This window comes from Flavobacteriales bacterium (assembly GCA_025210295.1).
Classification (GTDB): domain Bacteria; phylum Bacteroidota; class Bacteroidia; order Flavobacteriales_D; family Parvicellaceae; genus S010-51.
Genome location: JAOASC010000033.1, coordinates 76,992 through 96,090, shown reverse-complemented (window position 1 = coordinate 96,090; position 19,099 = coordinate 76,992). Strand labels below are relative to the sequence as shown.

Sequence of the window (19,099 nt, the reverse complement as noted above, 5' to 3'; positions counted from 1 at the left end):
AAAAACAGCAGTAATTCTATGAAATTAGTTATCGGCACCAAGGGTAAAATATGGCAAAAATTTTGGGTACTTTTAGTTTTTCTTACACCTTTACTCGTAAAGGCTCACACCATTCAGTTAGCTTGGTGTGGAACTTGTGAAGGTAAATTCAGACTTTTTATTGAACATTGGCACACTTCTAATTTTGATCCCTCGTCAACAATAGAAATTGATTACACAATTAATGGTGTCACAACCCGTAAAGCAGGAGTCCTTTATACCACTATTAACACCAGTTTTAACACCTTACCTACATTCGCAACACCTATAATAAGTTTTGCTGCTTGTCCATCAGCAAATACAGAAAATTGGTGGGCTGTTTATGACTTCGATTCTATTCCTTGTTCAGTTGATGTTGAAATTACCGTAATAGGAGGAGATAATGATGATCTTGCTGACGGTTGCGGAATATTTCCAGCTTCTGTTGGAACAATTCAACTACCATGTCCGCCCCCAATAACTATTCTCCCTAACCAATACGGCTGTGCAAACGACAGCGTTCCTCCTACTTCTCTACAAAACTTTGGTCAAGCAGGTACTGTTTATCATTGGACAAATAGTAACCCTAATATAGGCTTAGCCTCCTCAGGAGTTGGACAGCAACTTCCTGGTTTTAACACACCCTTTTCTTCTGTTACAGAAGTTGCTGAAATATCAGTATCTGAAAACTGTAACCAAGCTAAGTTTAACATCATTGTTAATCCAAAACCTAAACCTAATTTCACCTTGAGTTTGCCAGATTCTACTATTTTAGACAGCGTTCCTCAAATTACTATTTGTTGGAATGATTCAATAAATTTAGCCGTCACTCAACATTTTGATGCCTATAACTGGTCTAATGGTGACAGTACACTTTCTACAACCCCATCAACAGAAGCGCTCTATTTTGTGGAAGTAACAGACTCAAATGGGTGTACGGGAACATCCGATTCAGTTCAAATTGATATCAATTCGATGTTACCAAGTATCATCAACACCCCCAACGGTAACGCATACTGCGTAGGAGATAGTTTATTTATTTATACGAATTCCAATTGGAATAATCTTCTATGGACTCCAACTTCCGATACCATAGATTCACTATTTATTAATAGTCCTGGCATCTATTCTTACACAGCAATTGATGACTCAGGTTGTATAACAAATTCTGACTCTATCAATATTATTGAACATAGCCTCCCAACAGTAGAAATAAGCCCCATTTTTGAAGACTCTTTATGCCTTAATGATAGTGTATTTTTATCTAGTACCACTAACTTAAACCAATACTTATGGTCCGACGGAAGTACTTTGTCTGAGGGATTCTTTAACCTAAATATACATGGAGACACAACTATTTACCTCACTGGAACTGACCATAACAACTGCCAAAATCAAGATTCAATCAGTATTAAAGTAGTAGATTGCCAAGCCTATGACAACATCAGTGAAAATACTTCAGCTGTAAAAATTAAAGTGACCAACCAACTCATTTTAATCGAAGCAACCGATCTTATTGATCAAGTAGAATTAATTAACTTAAACGGGCAAGTCGTTTACGCTAAAGCACACCTCTTTTCTACTGAACTTCTTATGAGTGTGAATCATTTAAAAACAGGCATTTATTTTGTAAAAATTCAAACAATAGCTAATAAAAATCCATTTTTGGAGAAAATAACTATTTATTCACAATAAAAAGCAACTATTAACATAATGACTCGTTAACAAATTGACAACATCATCATATTTAATGACAAAATTATTATTAGATTTGATAAAAACATAAATTCAAGACTATGTTTAAACGATTTTTTGCAGCAATATTATTCATCATAGTTTCGCAATTAGCGAAAGCTCACTCTGTACAAGTGGTATGGTGTGGAAGCTGTGGAGGGGAATTAACGCTATGGGTAGAACATTGGCATGGAAGAGCTGACCCAGGAACAACAACAATGACAATTAGACTTACTGTTAATGGTGTAACCACTACAACAACTGGGTCTCCTACCGATAATCAAAGAACGACAATTAATAGTTTACCGAACTGTTCTACGGCACCAACAGTCGTTTCAGCTTGTGGGAAAGCAAATACAGAAAATGACTGGGTGAGGTATGATTTCCCTGGAGTACCATGTGGAACCCCAGTTGAAATCACAGTACTTTCAGGAAACAGTGCTTTTACTGCAGATGGTTGTGGAATGTACCCTGCCAGTACAGGAACTATTACCATTCCTTGTCCAACACCACCTCAACAGCTATCAGATGAAGAAGCTTGTGCTAATACTACTTACACACCTACGCCTTTTTTAAATTCTAATCAACCAGGCGTTATCTACGAGTGGACTAATAACAATCCAAATATAGGACTGCCTGCAGCAGGAACTGGTGATTTGCCAACAATGAACATTCCACCTACAACAATGACAGAAGTTGCAGTAATAGACGTTGTTCAAGGATGCGATCAAATGCAATACAACATTACAGTTAACCCTCAACCTGTTCCTTCTTTTTCTGTAACCAACAGTACCAATTTAAATCCTACAGGAGCGCCATTGACCACCTGTTTATATGACCCGATATACTTTCAAAATCAGTCCATTATTGCAGCCGGAAATATTCAATCCACTGTATGGGATTTTGGAGAAACAGGAGCAACCAGCACTCAACAAAACCCTTCACACCAATACTCAACAGACGGCACATTTAATGTCACACTTACCACAACTTCTAATGAAGGCTGTGTAAAAGATACTGTCATGCCTGTAGTTGTTCATCCTGTCCCAAGAGCTCATTTGTTAGAGTCACCTGTTTGTCAATACGATTCTGTTCAATTTGAAGACTCATCAACTATTAATTTTCCAGATTACATTGATCAAACTATATTAGATTTTGGAGATGGATCTCCTATTGTTCAAGATATTAATCCACAACATCAATATCCTTCAGAAGGAACTTACAACATTAGTTATATTGTTATTTCCAACAACGGCTGTATCGATAACACCTCTACAACTACTCAAATTTATTCTGTACCTGTAGCAAATTACACCTTTACGAATGTCTGTGAAAATACAGAAGCTACTGCTTTTTATAATGCTTCTACAGTTTCAACGGGAAGTATTATGGGATGGCAATGGAATTTTGATGAAGCGGTAAACAGTGTATCTACGCTTCCTAATCCTCAACACGATTATGATGAAGCTGGAATATACAATGTCCGCCTTGTTGTGAATACTGAGAATGGATGTTTCGATACTATTGTTCAACCGGTTGAAGTTTATGCAAAACCTACTGCTGTATTTACATCAAACATAACGCAAGCTTGTGCTGATGCCTGTATTGATTTTTATGATGTTTCATTGTCAAATGCTTCTTCTATTAACTTTTGGGAATGGACATTGGATGGAGGTGATACTCTTTATGATCAAAACCCCTCTAAATGTTATCACAACTCAAGCAACACAGAAGATTCTTTGTTTACAATAGGGTTAGTTACTCGTAATGACTTAGGATGTTATGACTCTATTGAAATTGTAGATTACATCGCAGCGTGGCATAATCCAATTGCTGATTTTGAGGTAACCCCAGAATTAACAAACATGTATTTATCAAATATCGAATTTCCTAACAACTCAATTGGTGCTGATTTCTATGATTGGTCTTTTGGAGATAATAGATACAGCGTTGATTTTGAACCTAATCACACCTATAGAGATACAGGAACATATCAAATAGAATTGGCAGTAGAAACTATTCATGGCTGTAAAGACACTACCTATAGAAGTGTTAGAATAGATCCTGTTGTTTCATTATATATCCCTAATACTTTTACACCTAATGGTGATGGCGAAAATGATGACTTTTTCTTTAAACAATATGCCATGGTTGAAGAAGGACTTGATTTTAAGATCTTTGACAAATGGGGAACATTAATTTATTATACAGATATATTTAAGCCATGGGATGGGACCTATAAAGGCGATCCTGTAAAACAAGATACTTATATATACAAAATAACATGCTTCGACTTTTTTGGAAACGAACACAATAAAAAAGGACATGTAAACTTATTAAGATAACTCTAAATGAATAAAATCATACCTTTTCTTTTTCTTTTAGTAAGCTTCGACTATTATGCCCAATGCAATGGGCCAATAGACCTTGATGTAGTGGTTGATTATGCCGATTGTAGTGACCCTAACTCTGGTGTTATTACCCTATTGACACAAGACATAGACTCGGTTACATTTAGTATCGATGGTGTTAACTTTGTAAATACGCCACAGTTTTCAAACTTAGGGCCTGGAGTTTATAACTTTACAATAAATGATACAACAGGGTGTTCAAGAACGGCAACCGAAACAATTCCTAATCCATTGGCTGTCGATTTTGTTACGACAACAACTTCTTGTAACAGTATAAATACTGGATCAATTCAAGCTGGAGGAGCAGATGGTTTTCCTATTTACCAATATAGTTTTAATGGAGGATTAACCTATGATACTTCTAGCTTACACGATCAAATTGGGCCTGGAACTTATCATGTTTACATCAAAGATAATTATGATTGTGAAGTAGACACAATGATAACAGTAGATGCTTTTCCAACAATATCCCCTACGATTACACCTACCAATGAACAATGTAACGGAAGTGGTCCTGGGAGTGTTGACATTACCTTTACGGACGGTGCTACCTATGATTTTTCATTAAATAATGGTCCTTCAAGTAGTGGAACTACCTACAACAATGCAAGCCTTAATGCAGGATACTATGTCATCGACATTACTGATCAAAATGGTTGTACCTCCCCTTTTCAATTTCAGGTTGGAGCAGACTTAGTTGATGACTCCGTAAATATAAACCATGAATATTGTCATTATGGAAATGGAGATATAGAAGTATTTGGATTTCTTGGAGTTGCTCCTTATGAATATAGTATTGATAATGGAACCACCTATCTACCTTCAGGAGCTTTCAACAACTTAAGCGCTGGTCAACATGTTGTATTGATTAAAGATGCTACTGGCTGTGTAAAAACAGATTCTATTTATGTTACAAATTTTGGAGGAATTGTTACCACTCCATCAGCAGATGATACCGTATGCTTAGGAAGCAGTTCCATTGTTTCTGTTTCTCATAACGCAGGTGTAAATGCTTCCTACCAATGGAACAATGGACTAAGTAATATACAAAGCCACACAGTTACGCCCACCACCACTACCACCTACTCTGTAATAGTAACAGATAGTTATGGTTGTGAAGACACTTCAGCAACAACAATATATGTTGAAATTACACCTAGTGTATCCCTTAGTCAAAGTCAATTACAAGCCTGTATTGGAGACAGTATACAACTAACGGCTTATGGCGCAACAAATTATATTTGGAGTACTGGAGACACAACTGATGTAATGAATTATGTAGCTATAGGAAATGAAACCATAACAGTTACCGGATACAATGGTCAATGCTCTAATAACGAGCAAATGGTCATAGTTATCAAACCTTCCCCTACAGCTGTTGCTTCTTCTAATTCCTCAAGTATCAATACCGGAGATTCCATTTTTTTCTCTAGTGCTGGTTCTGTAACTTCAACCACAACTTGGGATTTTGGTGATGGCTTTTCATCACAAGAATCAGCTCCCTATCATCATTTTAATTTTCCAGGAGCATATTATGTCATTTTAACTGCAGAAATGGGGGGATGCGAAGATCAAGATACCATTCTTGTCTATGTTGGAACAGTATCAATTACTGAACAAGATCAAAACCAAATTTTATTATACCCTAACCCTGCCAAAGACTATGTAAATATTCAATTGGATAGCAATGCCGGGTTCAAACTAATTGACCTCTATGGAAAACTTGTAAAACAACAAATATTAACCCAAGGAACGAATCAAGTATCAATTCAAGATCTTCCGAGAGGAGTATATGTAGGAATAATTGAAACTGAAGAGACTTATAAGGAGCTTAAGCTCATCATTCAGTAAACCTCAACTAGACTTCCCCTCCTATAAATAAAGCTGTGTGTTATGAAAACATTTCTATTTTTTTTAGTATTCATTTCTTCTTGCCTTTATAGCGAATTTCGTGCTCAAGAAAAGACGAATAACGATAAAGTTTTTAAAGTTCATATTGGAGACAATGCCTTGATGTGTCCCAATTTAGGTCCTAAACTAAAAACAAATATTCAGCAAATAGGGGGAAAAGTACTTTTGTTCGATACAAAAGAAAACATTATGCTTGTCAATACTCCATCCAATGACCAAAAATATACCGTTGCTTACATTTTGAAAATTGTGCAACTTACAGGATATCCAAATGAATTAATAACCGTAGAAGAAATAGATAAAGAGGAAGAGGGAAAACTACTTCATAACCATAAACAATGATGAAACTCTTTAGATTACTTATAATACTATTATTCTTCCCGAATATAAGCTTCCTAAATGCTCAAATAAAAACCTACGTTAAAACATTTAAAGAGGCCCACACACAACAGTTTTTTGACATGGCCAAAACGTTTGATAACGGAGCGGTGTTTGTTGGACAACAAGAAGTTCACGGAGCTGCACCAGTAGATGGTTGTGATGTTTTAATGATGAAAGTAGACAGTTGTGGCGAACTATTATTCTATAAGTCAATAGGGCTGCAACACAAACACTCAGATGGAGGAAGAAGTGTAAAAGAAATTTCCAACAATAATTTACTTGTAGCTGGTTTCTATATGTTTGGTAAGGAAACGGGGAGTGTTACTGTTTTTGATGCCAACGGAAATTATCTCTGGTCAAGAATGTATGATGATGTTCACTTCTTTACAGATGCTATAGAAACCTCAACAGGAGACATTATTGCTACAGGATATAGTAATGGAAATAAAGCAGTCATTTTTAAATTTGATAACCTTGGTAATTTAATTTGGAAAAAAGAAATCAACAATCCTGGTATGAGTTCTAGAGGTTATAGCGTTGCTGAGTTTTCCGATGGGAATTATTGTTTTGTTTGGTATGCATTAAACCCTACTTCAGATATCAATGTTACTGCTCTCGACGCCAATGGAAATACTGTATGGGCCAAAAGTTATGGGCTTGGGCCCGATATACCAATATACAGAGAATGGGAAGCCAATGCTATAGTTGATCCTACAGATAATACTGTTTTGATCACAACGGCAACAACAAAACTAGGAAATGGGACAGAAACAGACCCTGATATTCTCTTGTTTAAAATTGATCATCAAGGCAGCATCTTATGGTCATCTACCTATGGAAATACAGGTGATGATGACCAACCGAAGAAAATGAGTTTTGATAGTCAACGTAATGAAATTTTATTAAGTGGTAAATCTAATCATACTACAGTTGGAATTTCATTAATTGAGCCAATGACAGGCGATAATGCCCTAATTTTAAGACTAAACAATAATGGTGGATTAATTAGTACTAATGTATATGGAGGTGCAGGTACAGATAAAATGTCAAAAGTGGTCGCATACAATGGATTTTACCTTGCAGCAATGGATGGTCTAAATTCTCTTGGGTCTGATGAATTTGATCCTTTTATCCTAAAATTAGATACCAACTTGACCACCAGCTGTCAAAATAAAACGTATGCCATCAACTCACAAGCTGTAACACCTGTAGTAGTCGACCTAAACTACAACATGATTGATTATAATGGACAAAGAAGAATTTCTACACCAAGTGTGGGAGATATGAATGGTCACTTCGAAACAATTTGTCAATCATGTGAACCTTATTTTGAAATTATTGGAGACAATACGATATGCCCAGATGATTCCATTCTATTAGTAAAAAAAGACGGTTGTACCTCTTTCTTTACTGTTAATGGCGCCATTGAAAATGAAGATACTTTAATTTTTACCTACCCTGAAGGAGGACAGTACCAAATTACTGTTGAACATGAATGTGTAGAAGCTCCCTTTCAATATGATGTCTTTGTTTCTGATCCTCAAGCTAATTTTGACTGGGAAGATCGATGTTTATACGATTCTATAGCTTTTCAAGACCAATCCATTACCAACTTCGGAATAATCAACCAATGGTCATGGGATTTTGATGATCAAAACAGCAGCAGCACGGCACAACATCCTTTTCATTTATTCAACTCAGACGGAGCTCATAATGTATCATTAATTGTTACCACAGATTACGGTTGTAAAGATACAGTTGAAAATACAATTACTGCACACCCAGTTCCTCGACCTATATTGATAACAAAAAACGAATGTTTATACGATAGTGTTCAATTTAGAGATTCCTCTACTATTAATGCCCCAAGTAACATTTCTAGCACCTATGTTTCTTATGGTGATGGCTCTCCTATTGACAATAACCTAAACCCCACACACCAATACAATGCTTCAGGAAATTATACAGTATTGTATACCACTGTTTCTAACGAAGGTTGTGTAAACGATACCAGTTTTCTTATCGAAATATATCCATTACCAATAGCCAATTTCACCAATACAACAGTATGCGAAAATCAACCACCAACAGCCTTTAATAATATTTCAACAATTTCGCAAGGATCAATTGTTGAATGGCAGTGGGATTTTGATGTAAACTACAACAATAACACCTCTAGTTTTCCCAACCCTACACACACTTATATCACTAATGGAACTTACAATGTTGAGCTTGTTGTAACATCAGATCAAGGCTGTTTAGATACCATTACAAGAACTGTAAATGTACTCGCTAAACCAACTAATCTTTTTGTGAGTAATATTACAGAAGCCTGTAACCCCCTATGCGTTGAATTCTACGATTATACACAGTCCAATTCTACCAGTTCTAACCTAATTTGGCAATGGAATTTTTCAAATGGAGAGACATCGTTTGAGCAAAATCCTTCAAAATGTTTCTATAACACAAGCAATACTGCAGACTCTTCGATTCATGTCGAGCTAATTACCCTCAATGAATTAGGGTGCTATGACAGTCTCTACATTGAAGATTACCTATGGATCTGGCATAACCCAATTTCTGATTTTAGCGTTGTTCCCGACCTTGTTAATGTATACGAATCGGAAGTTTATTTTAACAATCATTCTATTGGAGCAAATCATTATGCTTGGGATTTTGGAGATGCTACTTACGACATCGATTTTGAACCTTATCATACCTATAGTGACACCGGAAACTATACCATTCAGTTAATTGTCGAAACCAATCATGCTTGCTTAGACACGAGCTATAACCCTGTTAGAGTAGATCCCGTTACCAGTATATATATGCCCAATACTTTCTCTCCAAATGGGGATGGTGTTAATGATACTTTCTTCTTTAAGAATTATGCATTCAAAGAAGAAGGGTTAGTATTTAGAGTTTTTGACAAATGGGGAACCTTGTTGTATACTACGAATCAATTCAAGCCGTGGGATGGCACTTATAGAGGAGCAGTAGTTCAACAAGACACCTATGTATGGACCTTAACTTGTTTTGATTTCTTTGGGATAGAACATAATTATAAAGGTCACGTTAATTTAATTAAATAACTATGAAAGTTTTAACCTTAATCATAGCCATCTTTATCGGATGTATGAATATTCATGCACAATGTTCATTTACCGCCACTGGTGTTGCATTAGATTGCAGTGGTAACAGTGGTGAAATAGAAATCACCCCAACTGGCGGGACAGCTCCCTATACCTACAGTATCGATAATGGTGTTACCTTTCAAACGGATTCAATTTTTAGTGGCTTAACTGGAGGAACTTATACTGTTATTCTTGTTGATGATAATAATTGTACCAGTCAAATGGACATTGACGTTCCAGGATCCTTATCGGTATATGTTTTAAATACGGTAGAAGATTGTACCAATCAATCAGGAAATTTTGAAATTATTGCAAGTGGAGGAACAGGAACTTATTCTTATAGTATCGACAATGGCAATAACTTTTCTAATATAACCACCTACCCCAACTTAGTTGGAGGCACCTATAATATTGTAGTCGAAGATGCTGATGGATGTACTGCAACTGCTACAGAAAATGTTGCTTATCCTTTAGAAATAACGGATGTAACCGTTACTCCATCTTGTAGTGGGCAAAATACAGGACAAATTGTTATTACAGCTGCTAATGGAATTGGGAACTACAGTTATAGCTTTAATGGAGGAGGAAATTTTAATAACATCAATCAAGCTGAAAACTTATCTCCTGGAGATTTTGATCTCGTTTTACAAGATAATTTTGGATGTGTAGTAGATACAACAGTTACTATAAACGAAAATCCAGCTATTGTACCTACAACAGTTGAAACACCTGTCTCTTGTGATGGAGTGACCTTGGGATCAATAGTGGTAACCTTAGCTACACCTGGAACTTATGACTTTTCAATTGATGGGGGTACTTCTTTTCAATCGGGACCAGACTACACAAACACCAGCCTAACTTCTGGAAATTATATTCTGCAAATACAAGATAGTTATGGTTGTCAAGAAACGGTAAATTTCTTTATTGACGAGCAAGAAATTGAAGATTCTATCATTAAGCAAAATGAATTTTGTGGAACAGCCAATGGCGAAATCAATGTAGTAGCTTATATTGGTGAAGCTCCTTTTGAATACAGCATTGATAATGGAATTAATTTTGGAGCAAACAATGTCTTTTCTGGATTACCTGCTGGTACTTATTATGTCCATGCTAGAGATGCTGTTGGCTGTGTAAAAAAAGATACTGTTCAAATTGGAAACTTCGGAGGAATAGAAGGCGTTGGCTCAGAAGAAGACACCATCTGTGTTGGAAGCAACAGTTCGGTCTCAGTCAATCATAATGGAGGAACAGGTGTTACCTATGAATGGGATAATGGACTTTCAAGTCAACAAACCAATGTTGTAGCTCCTGTTGTAACTACCGATTACTCAGTAATTATTACCGATATCTATGGTTGTAAAGACACTGCATATACACGTATTGTGGTAGATGAAGTTCCCAACCTTACAGTTAGCCAAAACCAACTATTAGCATGCATAGGAGATGAACTACAAATAACTGCCTCAGGAGCAGACAGGTATGAATGGAGCACTGGAGATACAACTGCTTCGGTCACTATTGAAGTAGAAGGGGTTACCACCTACAGTGTAATAGGGAAGATTGGAAATTGTTTGGACGAAGAAACCATTAATGTCATCATCAAGCCTATGCCTACTGTAGTTATTGATGCAAATAAAACAAGCATCAACACCCATGACTCCATTTTCTTCTACAGTAGTGGATCTGTAGGTTCTAACTACAATTGGGACTTTAAAGATGGTTATCATTCTACCTTATCTAACCCTTATCATAAGTTTGATTTCCCTGGAGCATATCAGGTTGAATTAACAGTCGAAATGGGAAGTTGCGAAGCCACCGATTCTATTTTGGTTTATGTTGGAACTGTTGCTATCGATGAAATCGATCAACAAAATATTGTTGTATATCCAAATCCCGCTAAAGACTTTGTTAATATTAAAATAGAAAGTCAAGGCATCTTATTCCTAACAGCAATGAATGGAAAACTAATTCAAAAAACGAATCTAATCAAGGGGATTAACAAGATCCAAACTTCATCCTTTCCTAAAGGTGTTTATTTTCTCACAATACAATCTAAGAATTGGCAGAAAAAAATAAAACTGATTAAAACGTAATTCTTTTTAAACAAAAGAACAACTAGGTAGATAAAAAAATAAGCTTATCTTTATCCTTATTCTACTACCTATATAGAGAATGAAAGAAACTTCTTTTATAAATCAAAATAAAATAAAGTGGGCTAAGTTCGAGCAAATGTCGAAACAAGCAAAAAACGACCCTGATGAGATGAGTCGATTGTTTGTTGAAATAACCGATGATTTAGCTTATGCTCGTACACACTACTCTAAAAGAAGCGTTCGGGTATATTTGAATTCATTGGCTCAACAAATTTTTCATTCTATTTACAAAAAGAAAAGAGAACCGCTTTCACGTTTATGGCATTTTTGGACTACTGACCTTCCGTTAGAGATGTATCGTTCCCGAAAAGCTTTATTAGCGGCATTCTTGGTCTTAGCTATTGGAATGCTCATTGGTATTGTATCGACCATAGACGACCCCGATTTTTTAGGGGCAGTTATTGGCTACGATTATGTTGATGTAACTGAAGATAACATAAGAAATGGAAAACCGATGGATATCTACGGTTCTGGTACCGAAATGGATTCTTTTATTGGAATAGCTATGAATAATCTTCGAGTGGCTTTATTGACATTTGTTTTAGGGTTATTCTTCTCAATTGGTTCTGGAATATTTTTATTCTTTAATGGGATAATGGTAGGTGCTTTTCAGTGGTTTTTTAAAGTTAGAGGTTTATTAATGACATCTTTCTTAACGATATGGATACATGGGGCTTTTGAAATACCTGCAATTGTACTTGCAGGAGCAGCTGGAATAACAATGGGTAATGGTCTGGTCTTTCCTAAAACATTAACAAGGCTACAATCACTTTCAATATCAGCCAAAAGAGGCATAAAAATCATGATAGGTATCATTCCAATTATCATTATTGCTGCTTTTATTGAAGGTTATGCCACTAGACATACCGTAATTCAAATTGCGGGAGGAAGTGCTCAATCGGAATGGCCAGATTGGATTAAATGGGTTATTATTATGGGTTCTTTTGGTTTTATGGTACTCTATTTTGTGATCTACCCTTTTATGGTTGCTAGAAAAACCAACTTTAAAGAAAAAATCATAGAACATCCTGTTTATATCCCACGTAAAGAACTTACCTTTTTTAAGATCAGAGACTTTGGAGAATTGTTTACAGACGCAGTATTATTATTTAGCAAAAAGATAGGAGAAAACCTTAAAATATTACTCATCACAGTTCCGCTTTTTACAATTGGAACCATTTATTTTTATAATAATGATATTTATGGAAATGCAGAACTAGATTGGTTTCAAAATATGGAAATGGCTTTTTCTATGGATGGAAATAACTTCTCAATTCTTTACTTTTCAATACTGGTTATCACCATGTCACTTAGTATTGCTTATAATTTTTATGCCATTTACAATACAGCTAATGTTAACATCCCCTTGAAAGACAAAAGAACCTTTTTTATAAAAGCATTTGTAAAAACATTACCTGTTTCGCTCTTTTTGCTGTTCTTTTTCAGAACACTTCCTCTAGGCATAACCTTACTCAGTGTTTTTATTGCACCATTCATCATCATGCCATTAACTCATGGTATTTTGGAAAACACTGGTTTCTTTAAGGGCGTGCAAAAAGGATTGTATTTTGCAAAAAAATCATGGGGAAACACCTTAGGTATTTCTTCAGCATTTTTATTACTCATCTTTTTAATTGTGTTTCTGCCTTTTCTTTTGGAAGTAGGTAACCCAATTGAATTGATATTAGGAATGGTATTAGATTGGTTCTTGCTCCCACTAGCTGATGAATATTTTTTAGTAAAAAATTGTATTTGGGCTGTTTTCTATTTTAGCTTTTTTAGTGTTATCATCAATATATTCTTTACAAGCTATAGCATTACTTATTATAGTATTAAAGAACAAGAAGAAGCTACAGCTCTAAAAAAACAAGTCGAAACATTTGGAACAAAAAGTAAAACATACGAATCAGAAGACGAAGGCGAATTCTAGTATAAAATGAATCCATTCATCATTTACATAGCACTTTTTATTTTTCCGTTTTTTGTTTGGGGACAAAACGGACCTCAAGAAGACTACCTCAACTCTAAACCAAAACAGCAAGAGTTTAGCCCTAAACATTGGAAAAAGATCAAAAAAACAATGTTAAAAGAAGCTAGAGGAAATGCCAAAGCTAAAGGGGAAGAGTTTAAACGTTCCGATTTTGAAAGTAATCAACAGGAAGCAAGTTATTACGAATATGAACAGGAAGCATACAACGGCGAATATGCTCAAAATAATGGAGAAAGACCTCGTGATTATGAAGTTGATGATTACGAATATAATCAAGAATATAAACATGGGGAAGGAGAAGAGTTTTCATACTATGAATCCAAAGAACGTGATGTAGAAACAGGAGAATATTACTCCAAAAGACATGATCAAAATTATACCCCAAGCAGCAGTCGTAATAATTCATCTTCATATAACGGTGAGGGGATTGGAAGTCTTGGATCTGTATTATTATATACACTTTTAGCTGTATTTCTAGGCTTTATTATCTACATCCTCTTTATCAACACCACTATAAGTGATGAAGGAAAGTCTATCAAAGAAGTAAAACTTGAAAAAGCACCTGTAGAAATTGCTAAATCAGAATTAGAATTAATGCTCGAAAAAGCACTTGCCAATAAAGATTATCGACTGGCAGTACGGATCTATTTTATTTTTGTACTTAAAGACCTTTCTGAAAAAAAGTGGATTACCTGGAAAAAAGAAAAAACGAACATTTCCTATTTAATGGAAATGAGAGGAAAAAAGCAATATGAGTTATTCAATGAAAGTGTTTCTATTTTTGAACTTGTTTGGTATGGAAACTATACCATCACCGATAAAGATTACGACGCAATAGAACCTAAATTTAAAACTTTACTAAAAGAACTAGCTACAAAATAAAAATTGGATAATAAAAAGAAATATATCATCCTTGGCGCTTCAATCATTTTGATTGTTGTTGTTTTGTTTCTAGTCAATTCAATTGCTTCCCCCAACAAAGAAGCAATAAATGACAAGCAGAAAGCGAAAAAAACTAATGATTCTACAATAGTAGAAGAACCTTTCGAAAAAATTCCTCAAAAAAAAATCAACCCAAACGGGACACATTTCATCTACAAGCTTTTAGAAAGATACCATAGAACGAAAACAATCCAAAGAATTCAAACAAGTTACTATACTAATTTAAGTGAACAACTTCCTTTAAGGAATGACAATAAAAATCCCAACATCTATATCTCTGTGGGAGAAAGTTTTAACTTAGAATCAGAAGATAACGATTATCTATTTGATTTTGTTTACGAAGGAAATCATGCTGTAATCGCTTTTGAAAGTTTACATAATGAATTCATAGAATATATTCTTCCTAACTCTACTACGCCATTTTATGTAGAAGCTGATACTGTTGTAATGTTGAACTTCTTTCACCCATCTTTTAAACAACAAAACGATTTAGAGCTTAAAAATCCAACCTTAAATTATCATCAATTACCTAAATACAAAAATTGGTTAGTACTTAATGAAGAAGCATTAAATCATGAATCCATAGAAATTGCGCATATCAAAAATTTAAGTACAATTTGTACCAAAATAAATTATGGTAAAGGATCGTTTATTTTTCATAGTATTCCCGATGCTTTTTCTAATGCATTTGTTGCTACTAAAGATGGAAAAAAACATGCTGAAATTATTTTTTCTCATTTACCAGAAGGAAATTATTATTGGCACGAAAACTACGGAAAATACTCAACATACCGAGGAGAAAGTAATCCAGAAAAATTACAAAAACCTAAAGAGTTTTCTAGGGCAAGCCCTCTTCAATACATCCTTAAAGTTCCTGCATTAACTATTGCTTTAGTGCTCAGTATTATTGGGTTACTATTATATATGCTCATTAAAAGCAAACGAAAACAACGAATCATTCCTGCTGTAGAAAACAACAACAATACTAGTCTAGAATTTATCGAAGTTATTGCTAAATTATATCAACAACAAAATCGTCACGATAAGATTATTAAACACATTCGACAAAACTTCATTACATTTATCAAACAACGATACTACATTCAGTTTAACGAATTAGACGAAAACACCCTTCAAAAAATTCATTTAAAATCAGGGATAGATTCCCAATTAATCAATGATATTTTTACAGATTTATCTGCTAATAAAGGGCAAAACATTAGTGACCAACAACTCATCGAACTCTACCAAAACATCGAATACTTTTATAAAAATTGTATCTGATGAGTTTTGTTCAGAGTTTTTTAGCCCTATTTTATCCTCATATCTGTCCTGGGTGTAACCAAACAATTTCCAATAGAAAACGTGCTATTTGCATTAGTTGTTGGACAAACCTACCTAGAACTTATCAATACAAAGACAAAGCCAACCATATTGCAAAACTATTTTGGGGGAGGTATCCATTAGAACATGCTTTTACCACTTTTAAATATCATAAAAAAGGAACCATACAAAAGATCATCCATGATCTAAAATATCAAGGAAATCAACAGGCAGGAGAAGAATTAGGTAAAGAGATTGGCAAAGAAGTACGAGATGCTGGTTTAGCCATAGATTGCATTATTCCAGTACCACTCCACCCGCATAAACTTCAAAAAAGAGGCTATAATCAAAGTTATGCCATTGCTTTGGGAATTCAGGCAATTATCAATGCTCCAATTGACCACCAAACACTCATTAGAGCAGTTGATACAGATAGCCAAACCAAAAAATCAAAATACCAACGTTGGGAAAATGTAAGCACTATTTTTAAGCTAACCAATACCTCAAAACTTAACAGCCAACATGTTCTTCTTGTAGATGATGTTATCACAACAGGATCAACAATAGAAGGATGTTGTTTAACTCTTGATCAATTCAAAGACATAAAAATTAGTGTAGTAGCGCTTGCTTCTGCTTAAATTGTTATGGATTTGTTATTTTAAACGAAGGATTTTCTCCTTTGTAAAATTGGAATATCTTTGCATTCTGAAAATTTAAAAATTAATAAAAAAGTAAAAAAATGGATTTCGACAAAATTCTAAGTAGTGACATTTTTACAGGAACAATTCTTCCTATGGTAAAAGCAATTATTTTAGCCCTTATTGTAATGTGGGTTGGAAAAATTATCATCAGTAAAATCGTAAAGCTTGCTGGTAAGCAAATGGAAAAAAGAAACACAGACGAAACACTTCGTCCTTTCTTTATGAGCATGCTAAGCTTTGGTTTACAAGCTATTTTATACATTACCGTTATTGGTATTTTAGGAATTGAAACAACATCTTTTGCTGCAATATTAGCGGCTGCAGGTTTAGCTGTTGGGATGGCACTTTCTGGAACATTACAAAACTTTGCAGGAGGGGTAATGATCCTTATCTTTAAACCTTTCAAAAAGGGGGATTTAATCGAAGCTCAAGGTTATACAGGAATCGTTAAAGAAATTTCTTTATTTGTAACCATCCTAAACTCTTTAGACAATAAAACGATTATCATTCCTAATGGACCTTTATCTAATGGGGCATTAATTAACTACTCAAGTGAACCATTAAGAAGAGTAGACTGGTCAATTGGTATAGGATACGGTGATGATGTGACTAAAGCTAGAGAAGTTATTAATAACTTAATTGCTGCTGATTCGAAAATATTGAAAGACCCTGCTCCATTTGTTGCTGTTGAAGCTTTAGCTGATAGTTCTGTAAACTTCGCTGTAAGAGCATGGGTAAAACAAGAAGACTACTGGGATGTTTTCTTTGCAATGAACGAAAATGTTTACACAACATTTAGCAAAGAAGGATTAAACATTCCTTACCCACAAATGGACGTACATGTACACAATGCTTAATAGCAAAAAATAAATCATAAAAAATGAAAAATTTATTTACAATTAGTTTAGCACTTCTTCTAGGAGGAGGAGCAATGGCACAAGTTGATGCAAATGAGAAAGATTTAAGAGCCAAAGCTAAAGGAAATACAGATAGTACTAAAACATGGAATAAAGGAGGAATCTTTAACCTTGGTTTTGGACAAACAGCATTGCACAATTGGGCTGCTGGTGGATTAAACAGTTATAGTTTTAATGGTCTTTTAAGTGTATATGCTAATCACTCAAAAGGAAAATTAGCTTGGGATAACTCATTAGATTTAGAATTTGGAACAATCAAACAATTTGCTCAAGGTGAAGCGAAACTAAACAATTGGTTTAAAAATTCTGATCGTATTGAATTAAACTCTAAACTAGGATATGAAGCTGGTGGAAATTGGTATTATGCAGCGCTTTTAAACTTTAGAACACAATTTACAAAAGGTTTAAACAATGCAAATAATGATTCTACTACAGTAACAATTTCTGACTTTTTAGCACCTGCATATACGACTGTTGCTTTGGGAATGGATTATAGACCAAGTGATAACTTTTCAGCATTTATCGGACCTTTATCATACAGAATGGTACATGTTGGTCACACTTTTTTAAGGTCTACATATGGAGTTCCTGATTCTACCAATATGGTACATGAAGTAGGTGCTTACTTAAAAATGAACTACAAAAAAGATGAGCCTTTTGGAATTAAAAATGTAAACTTTCAAACTGATTTAGCTTTATTTAGTAATTACTTAAAAGACCCACAAAACATTGATGTTTATTGGAACACCATTATTGGAATGAAAGTCAATAAGTACATTACAGCTACAATCGGTACAAACTTAATTTACGACCACGATATCACTATTCAAACAAATGAAGTTTGGAAAAGACCTGATGGAACAACTTACAAAGATGAAAATGGAAATGATTTAAAAAAATCTGGACCAAGAACACAATTTAAAGAAGCTTTAACAGTAGGGTTTTCTTATAAGTTTTAAGTCAACTTTATATTATTTAATCAAAGGGAGTAATGAATCTATTACTCCCTTTTTTTGTACTTTAGATTAAAAATTTGTGAATTATGTTAAACTGGGATGATATACTAAACTTTTCTAAAAATGGAACTCCTTCACCTAAAAATAGAATAATAAAAACCCATGAAGAATGGCAAGCTATTTTAACAGATGAACAATATAAAATCACCCGTTTAAAAGGAACCGAAAGACCAGGAAGTGGAGCATTTTGTGAATCCTATGAGGAAGGTATTTATAGTTGTATTTGCTGTAATACAGAACTTTTTGACTCTACCATAAAATATAGTTCTGGAACAGGATGGCCTAGCTTTACGCAACCTATTCAAGAAAATGCAATCAAATATATAGGAGATTACTCTTTTGGTATGCAACGGATAGAAATTCTATGCAACACATGTGATGCGCACTTGGGACATGTATTTCCTGATGGACCAGCACCTAGTGGACTAAGGTATTGTGTCAATTCAATTTCAATACAATTAAAATAAA

At 34.6% G+C, this 19,099-nt stretch carries 13 protein-coding genes; all 13 read left to right on the top strand.

Annotated elements, in window-relative coordinates:
- Positions 1-18: 18 nt before the first annotated feature.
- The 13 genes from N4A35_10550 to msrB all read left to right on the top strand — a co-directional run bounded on the left by N4A35_10550 (position 19) and on the right by msrB (position 19,098).
- A complete protein-coding gene (locus N4A35_10550; GenBank protein MCT4581847.1) occupies positions 19-1,713 on the top strand; it encodes a T9SS type A sorting domain-containing protein in 1,695 nt (564 codons plus the stop codon).
- 101 nt (positions 1,714-1,814) lie between these two features.
- Positions 1,815-4,097, top strand: a complete 2,283-nt coding sequence (locus N4A35_10545; GenBank protein ID MCT4581846.1) for a PKD domain-containing protein — start codon at positions 1,815-1,817, stop codon at positions 4,095-4,097.
- A gap of 6 nt (positions 4,098-4,103) precedes the next feature.
- A complete protein-coding gene (locus tag N4A35_10540; protein ID MCT4581845.1) occupies positions 4,104-6,014 on the top strand; it encodes a T9SS type A sorting domain-containing protein in 1,911 nt (636 codons plus the stop codon).
- 42 nt (positions 6,015-6,056) lie between these two features.
- A complete protein-coding gene (locus N4A35_10535) occupies positions 6,057-6,416 on the top strand; it encodes a hypothetical protein (protein MCT4581844.1) in 360 nt (119 codons plus the stop codon).
- Between the two features lie 119 nt (positions 6,417-6,535).
- Entirely contained in the window at positions 6,536-9,547 is a 3,012-nt protein-coding gene (locus N4A35_10530; GenBank protein ID MCT4581843.1) for a PKD domain-containing protein, read from the top strand.
- Positions 9,548-9,549: 2 nt separating this feature from the next.
- Positions 9,550-11,682: a T9SS type A sorting domain-containing protein gene (locus tag N4A35_10525; GenBank protein ID MCT4581842.1), complete on the top strand. Its 2,133-nt coding sequence runs from the start codon at positions 9,550-9,552 to the stop codon at positions 11,680-11,682.
- A 136-nt stretch (positions 11,683-11,818) separates the two neighbouring features.
- Positions 11,819-13,672, top strand: a complete 1,854-nt coding sequence (locus N4A35_10520; protein MCT4581841.1) for a stage II sporulation protein M — start codon at positions 11,819-11,821, stop codon at positions 13,670-13,672.
- A gap of 6 nt (positions 13,673-13,678) precedes the next feature.
- On the top strand, positions 13,679-14,614 hold the full coding sequence (locus tag N4A35_10515; GenBank protein MCT4581840.1) for a hypothetical protein: 936 nt from the start codon (positions 13,679-13,681) through the stop codon (positions 14,612-14,614).
- Between the two features lie 3 nt (positions 14,615-14,617).
- Positions 14,618-15,958: a hypothetical protein gene (locus N4A35_10510; GenBank protein ID MCT4581839.1), complete on the top strand. Its 1,341-nt coding sequence runs from the start codon at positions 14,618-14,620 to the stop codon at positions 15,956-15,958.
- Complete coding sequence (locus N4A35_10505) at positions 15,958-16,635, top strand: ComF family protein (GenBank protein ID MCT4581838.1); 678 nt, start codon at positions 15,958-15,960, stop codon at positions 16,633-16,635. The genes N4A35_10510 and N4A35_10505 overlap by 1 nt, the downstream gene beginning before the upstream one ends.
- 101 nt (positions 16,636-16,736) lie before the next feature.
- On the top strand, positions 16,737-17,555 hold the full coding sequence (locus N4A35_10500; GenBank protein ID MCT4581837.1) for a mechanosensitive ion channel: 819 nt from the start codon (positions 16,737-16,739) through the stop codon (positions 17,553-17,555).
- Positions 17,556-17,578: 23 nt separating this feature from the next.
- Positions 17,579-18,574 (top strand): DUF3078 domain-containing protein, encoded by a 996-nt coding sequence (locus tag N4A35_10495; GenBank protein MCT4581836.1) that lies wholly within the window; start codon positions 17,579-17,581, stop codon positions 18,572-18,574.
- A gap of 83 nt (positions 18,575-18,657) precedes the next feature.
- Entirely contained in the window at positions 18,658-19,098 is a 441-nt protein-coding gene (gene msrB / locus N4A35_10490; GenBank protein MCT4581835.1) for a peptide-methionine (R)-S-oxide reductase MsrB, read from the top strand.
- Position 19,099 lies beyond the last annotated feature (1 nt).

Coding starts and splice junctions, on each gene's coding strand:
- msrB (MCT4581835.1), top strand. CDS start 18,658: ATGTTAAACTGGGATGATATACTAAACTTTTCTAAAAATGGAACTCCT.
- N4A35_10505 (MCT4581838.1), top strand. CDS start 15,958: ATGAGTTTTGTTCAGAGTTTTTTAGCCCTATTTTATCCTCATATCTGT.
- N4A35_10515 (MCT4581840.1), top strand. CDS start 13,679: ATGAATCCATTCATCATTTACATAGCACTTTTTATTTTTCCGTTTTTT.
- N4A35_10550 (MCT4581847.1), top strand. CDS start 19: ATGAAATTAGTTATCGGCACCAAGGGTAAAATATGGCAAAAATTTTGG.
- N4A35_10500 (MCT4581837.1), top strand. CDS start 16,737: ATGGATTTCGACAAAATTCTAAGTAGTGACATTTTTACAGGAACAATT.
- N4A35_10495 (MCT4581836.1), top strand. CDS start 17,579: ATGAAAAATTTATTTACAATTAGTTTAGCACTTCTTCTAGGAGGAGGA.
- N4A35_10525 (MCT4581842.1), top strand. CDS start 9,550: ATGAAAGTTTTAACCTTAATCATAGCCATCTTTATCGGATGTATGAAT.
- N4A35_10545 (MCT4581846.1), top strand. CDS start 1,815: ATGTTTAAACGATTTTTTGCAGCAATATTATTCATCATAGTTTCGCAA.
- N4A35_10535 (MCT4581844.1), top strand. CDS start 6,057: ATGAAAACATTTCTATTTTTTTTAGTATTCATTTCTTCTTGCCTTTAT.
- N4A35_10540 (MCT4581845.1), top strand. CDS start 4,104: ATGAATAAAATCATACCTTTTCTTTTTCTTTTAGTAAGCTTCGACTAT.
- N4A35_10530 (MCT4581843.1), top strand. CDS start 6,536: ATGGCCAAAACGTTTGATAACGGAGCGGTGTTTGTTGGACAACAAGAA.
- N4A35_10520 (MCT4581841.1), top strand. CDS start 11,819: ATGTCGAAACAAGCAAAAAACGACCCTGATGAGATGAGTCGATTGTTT.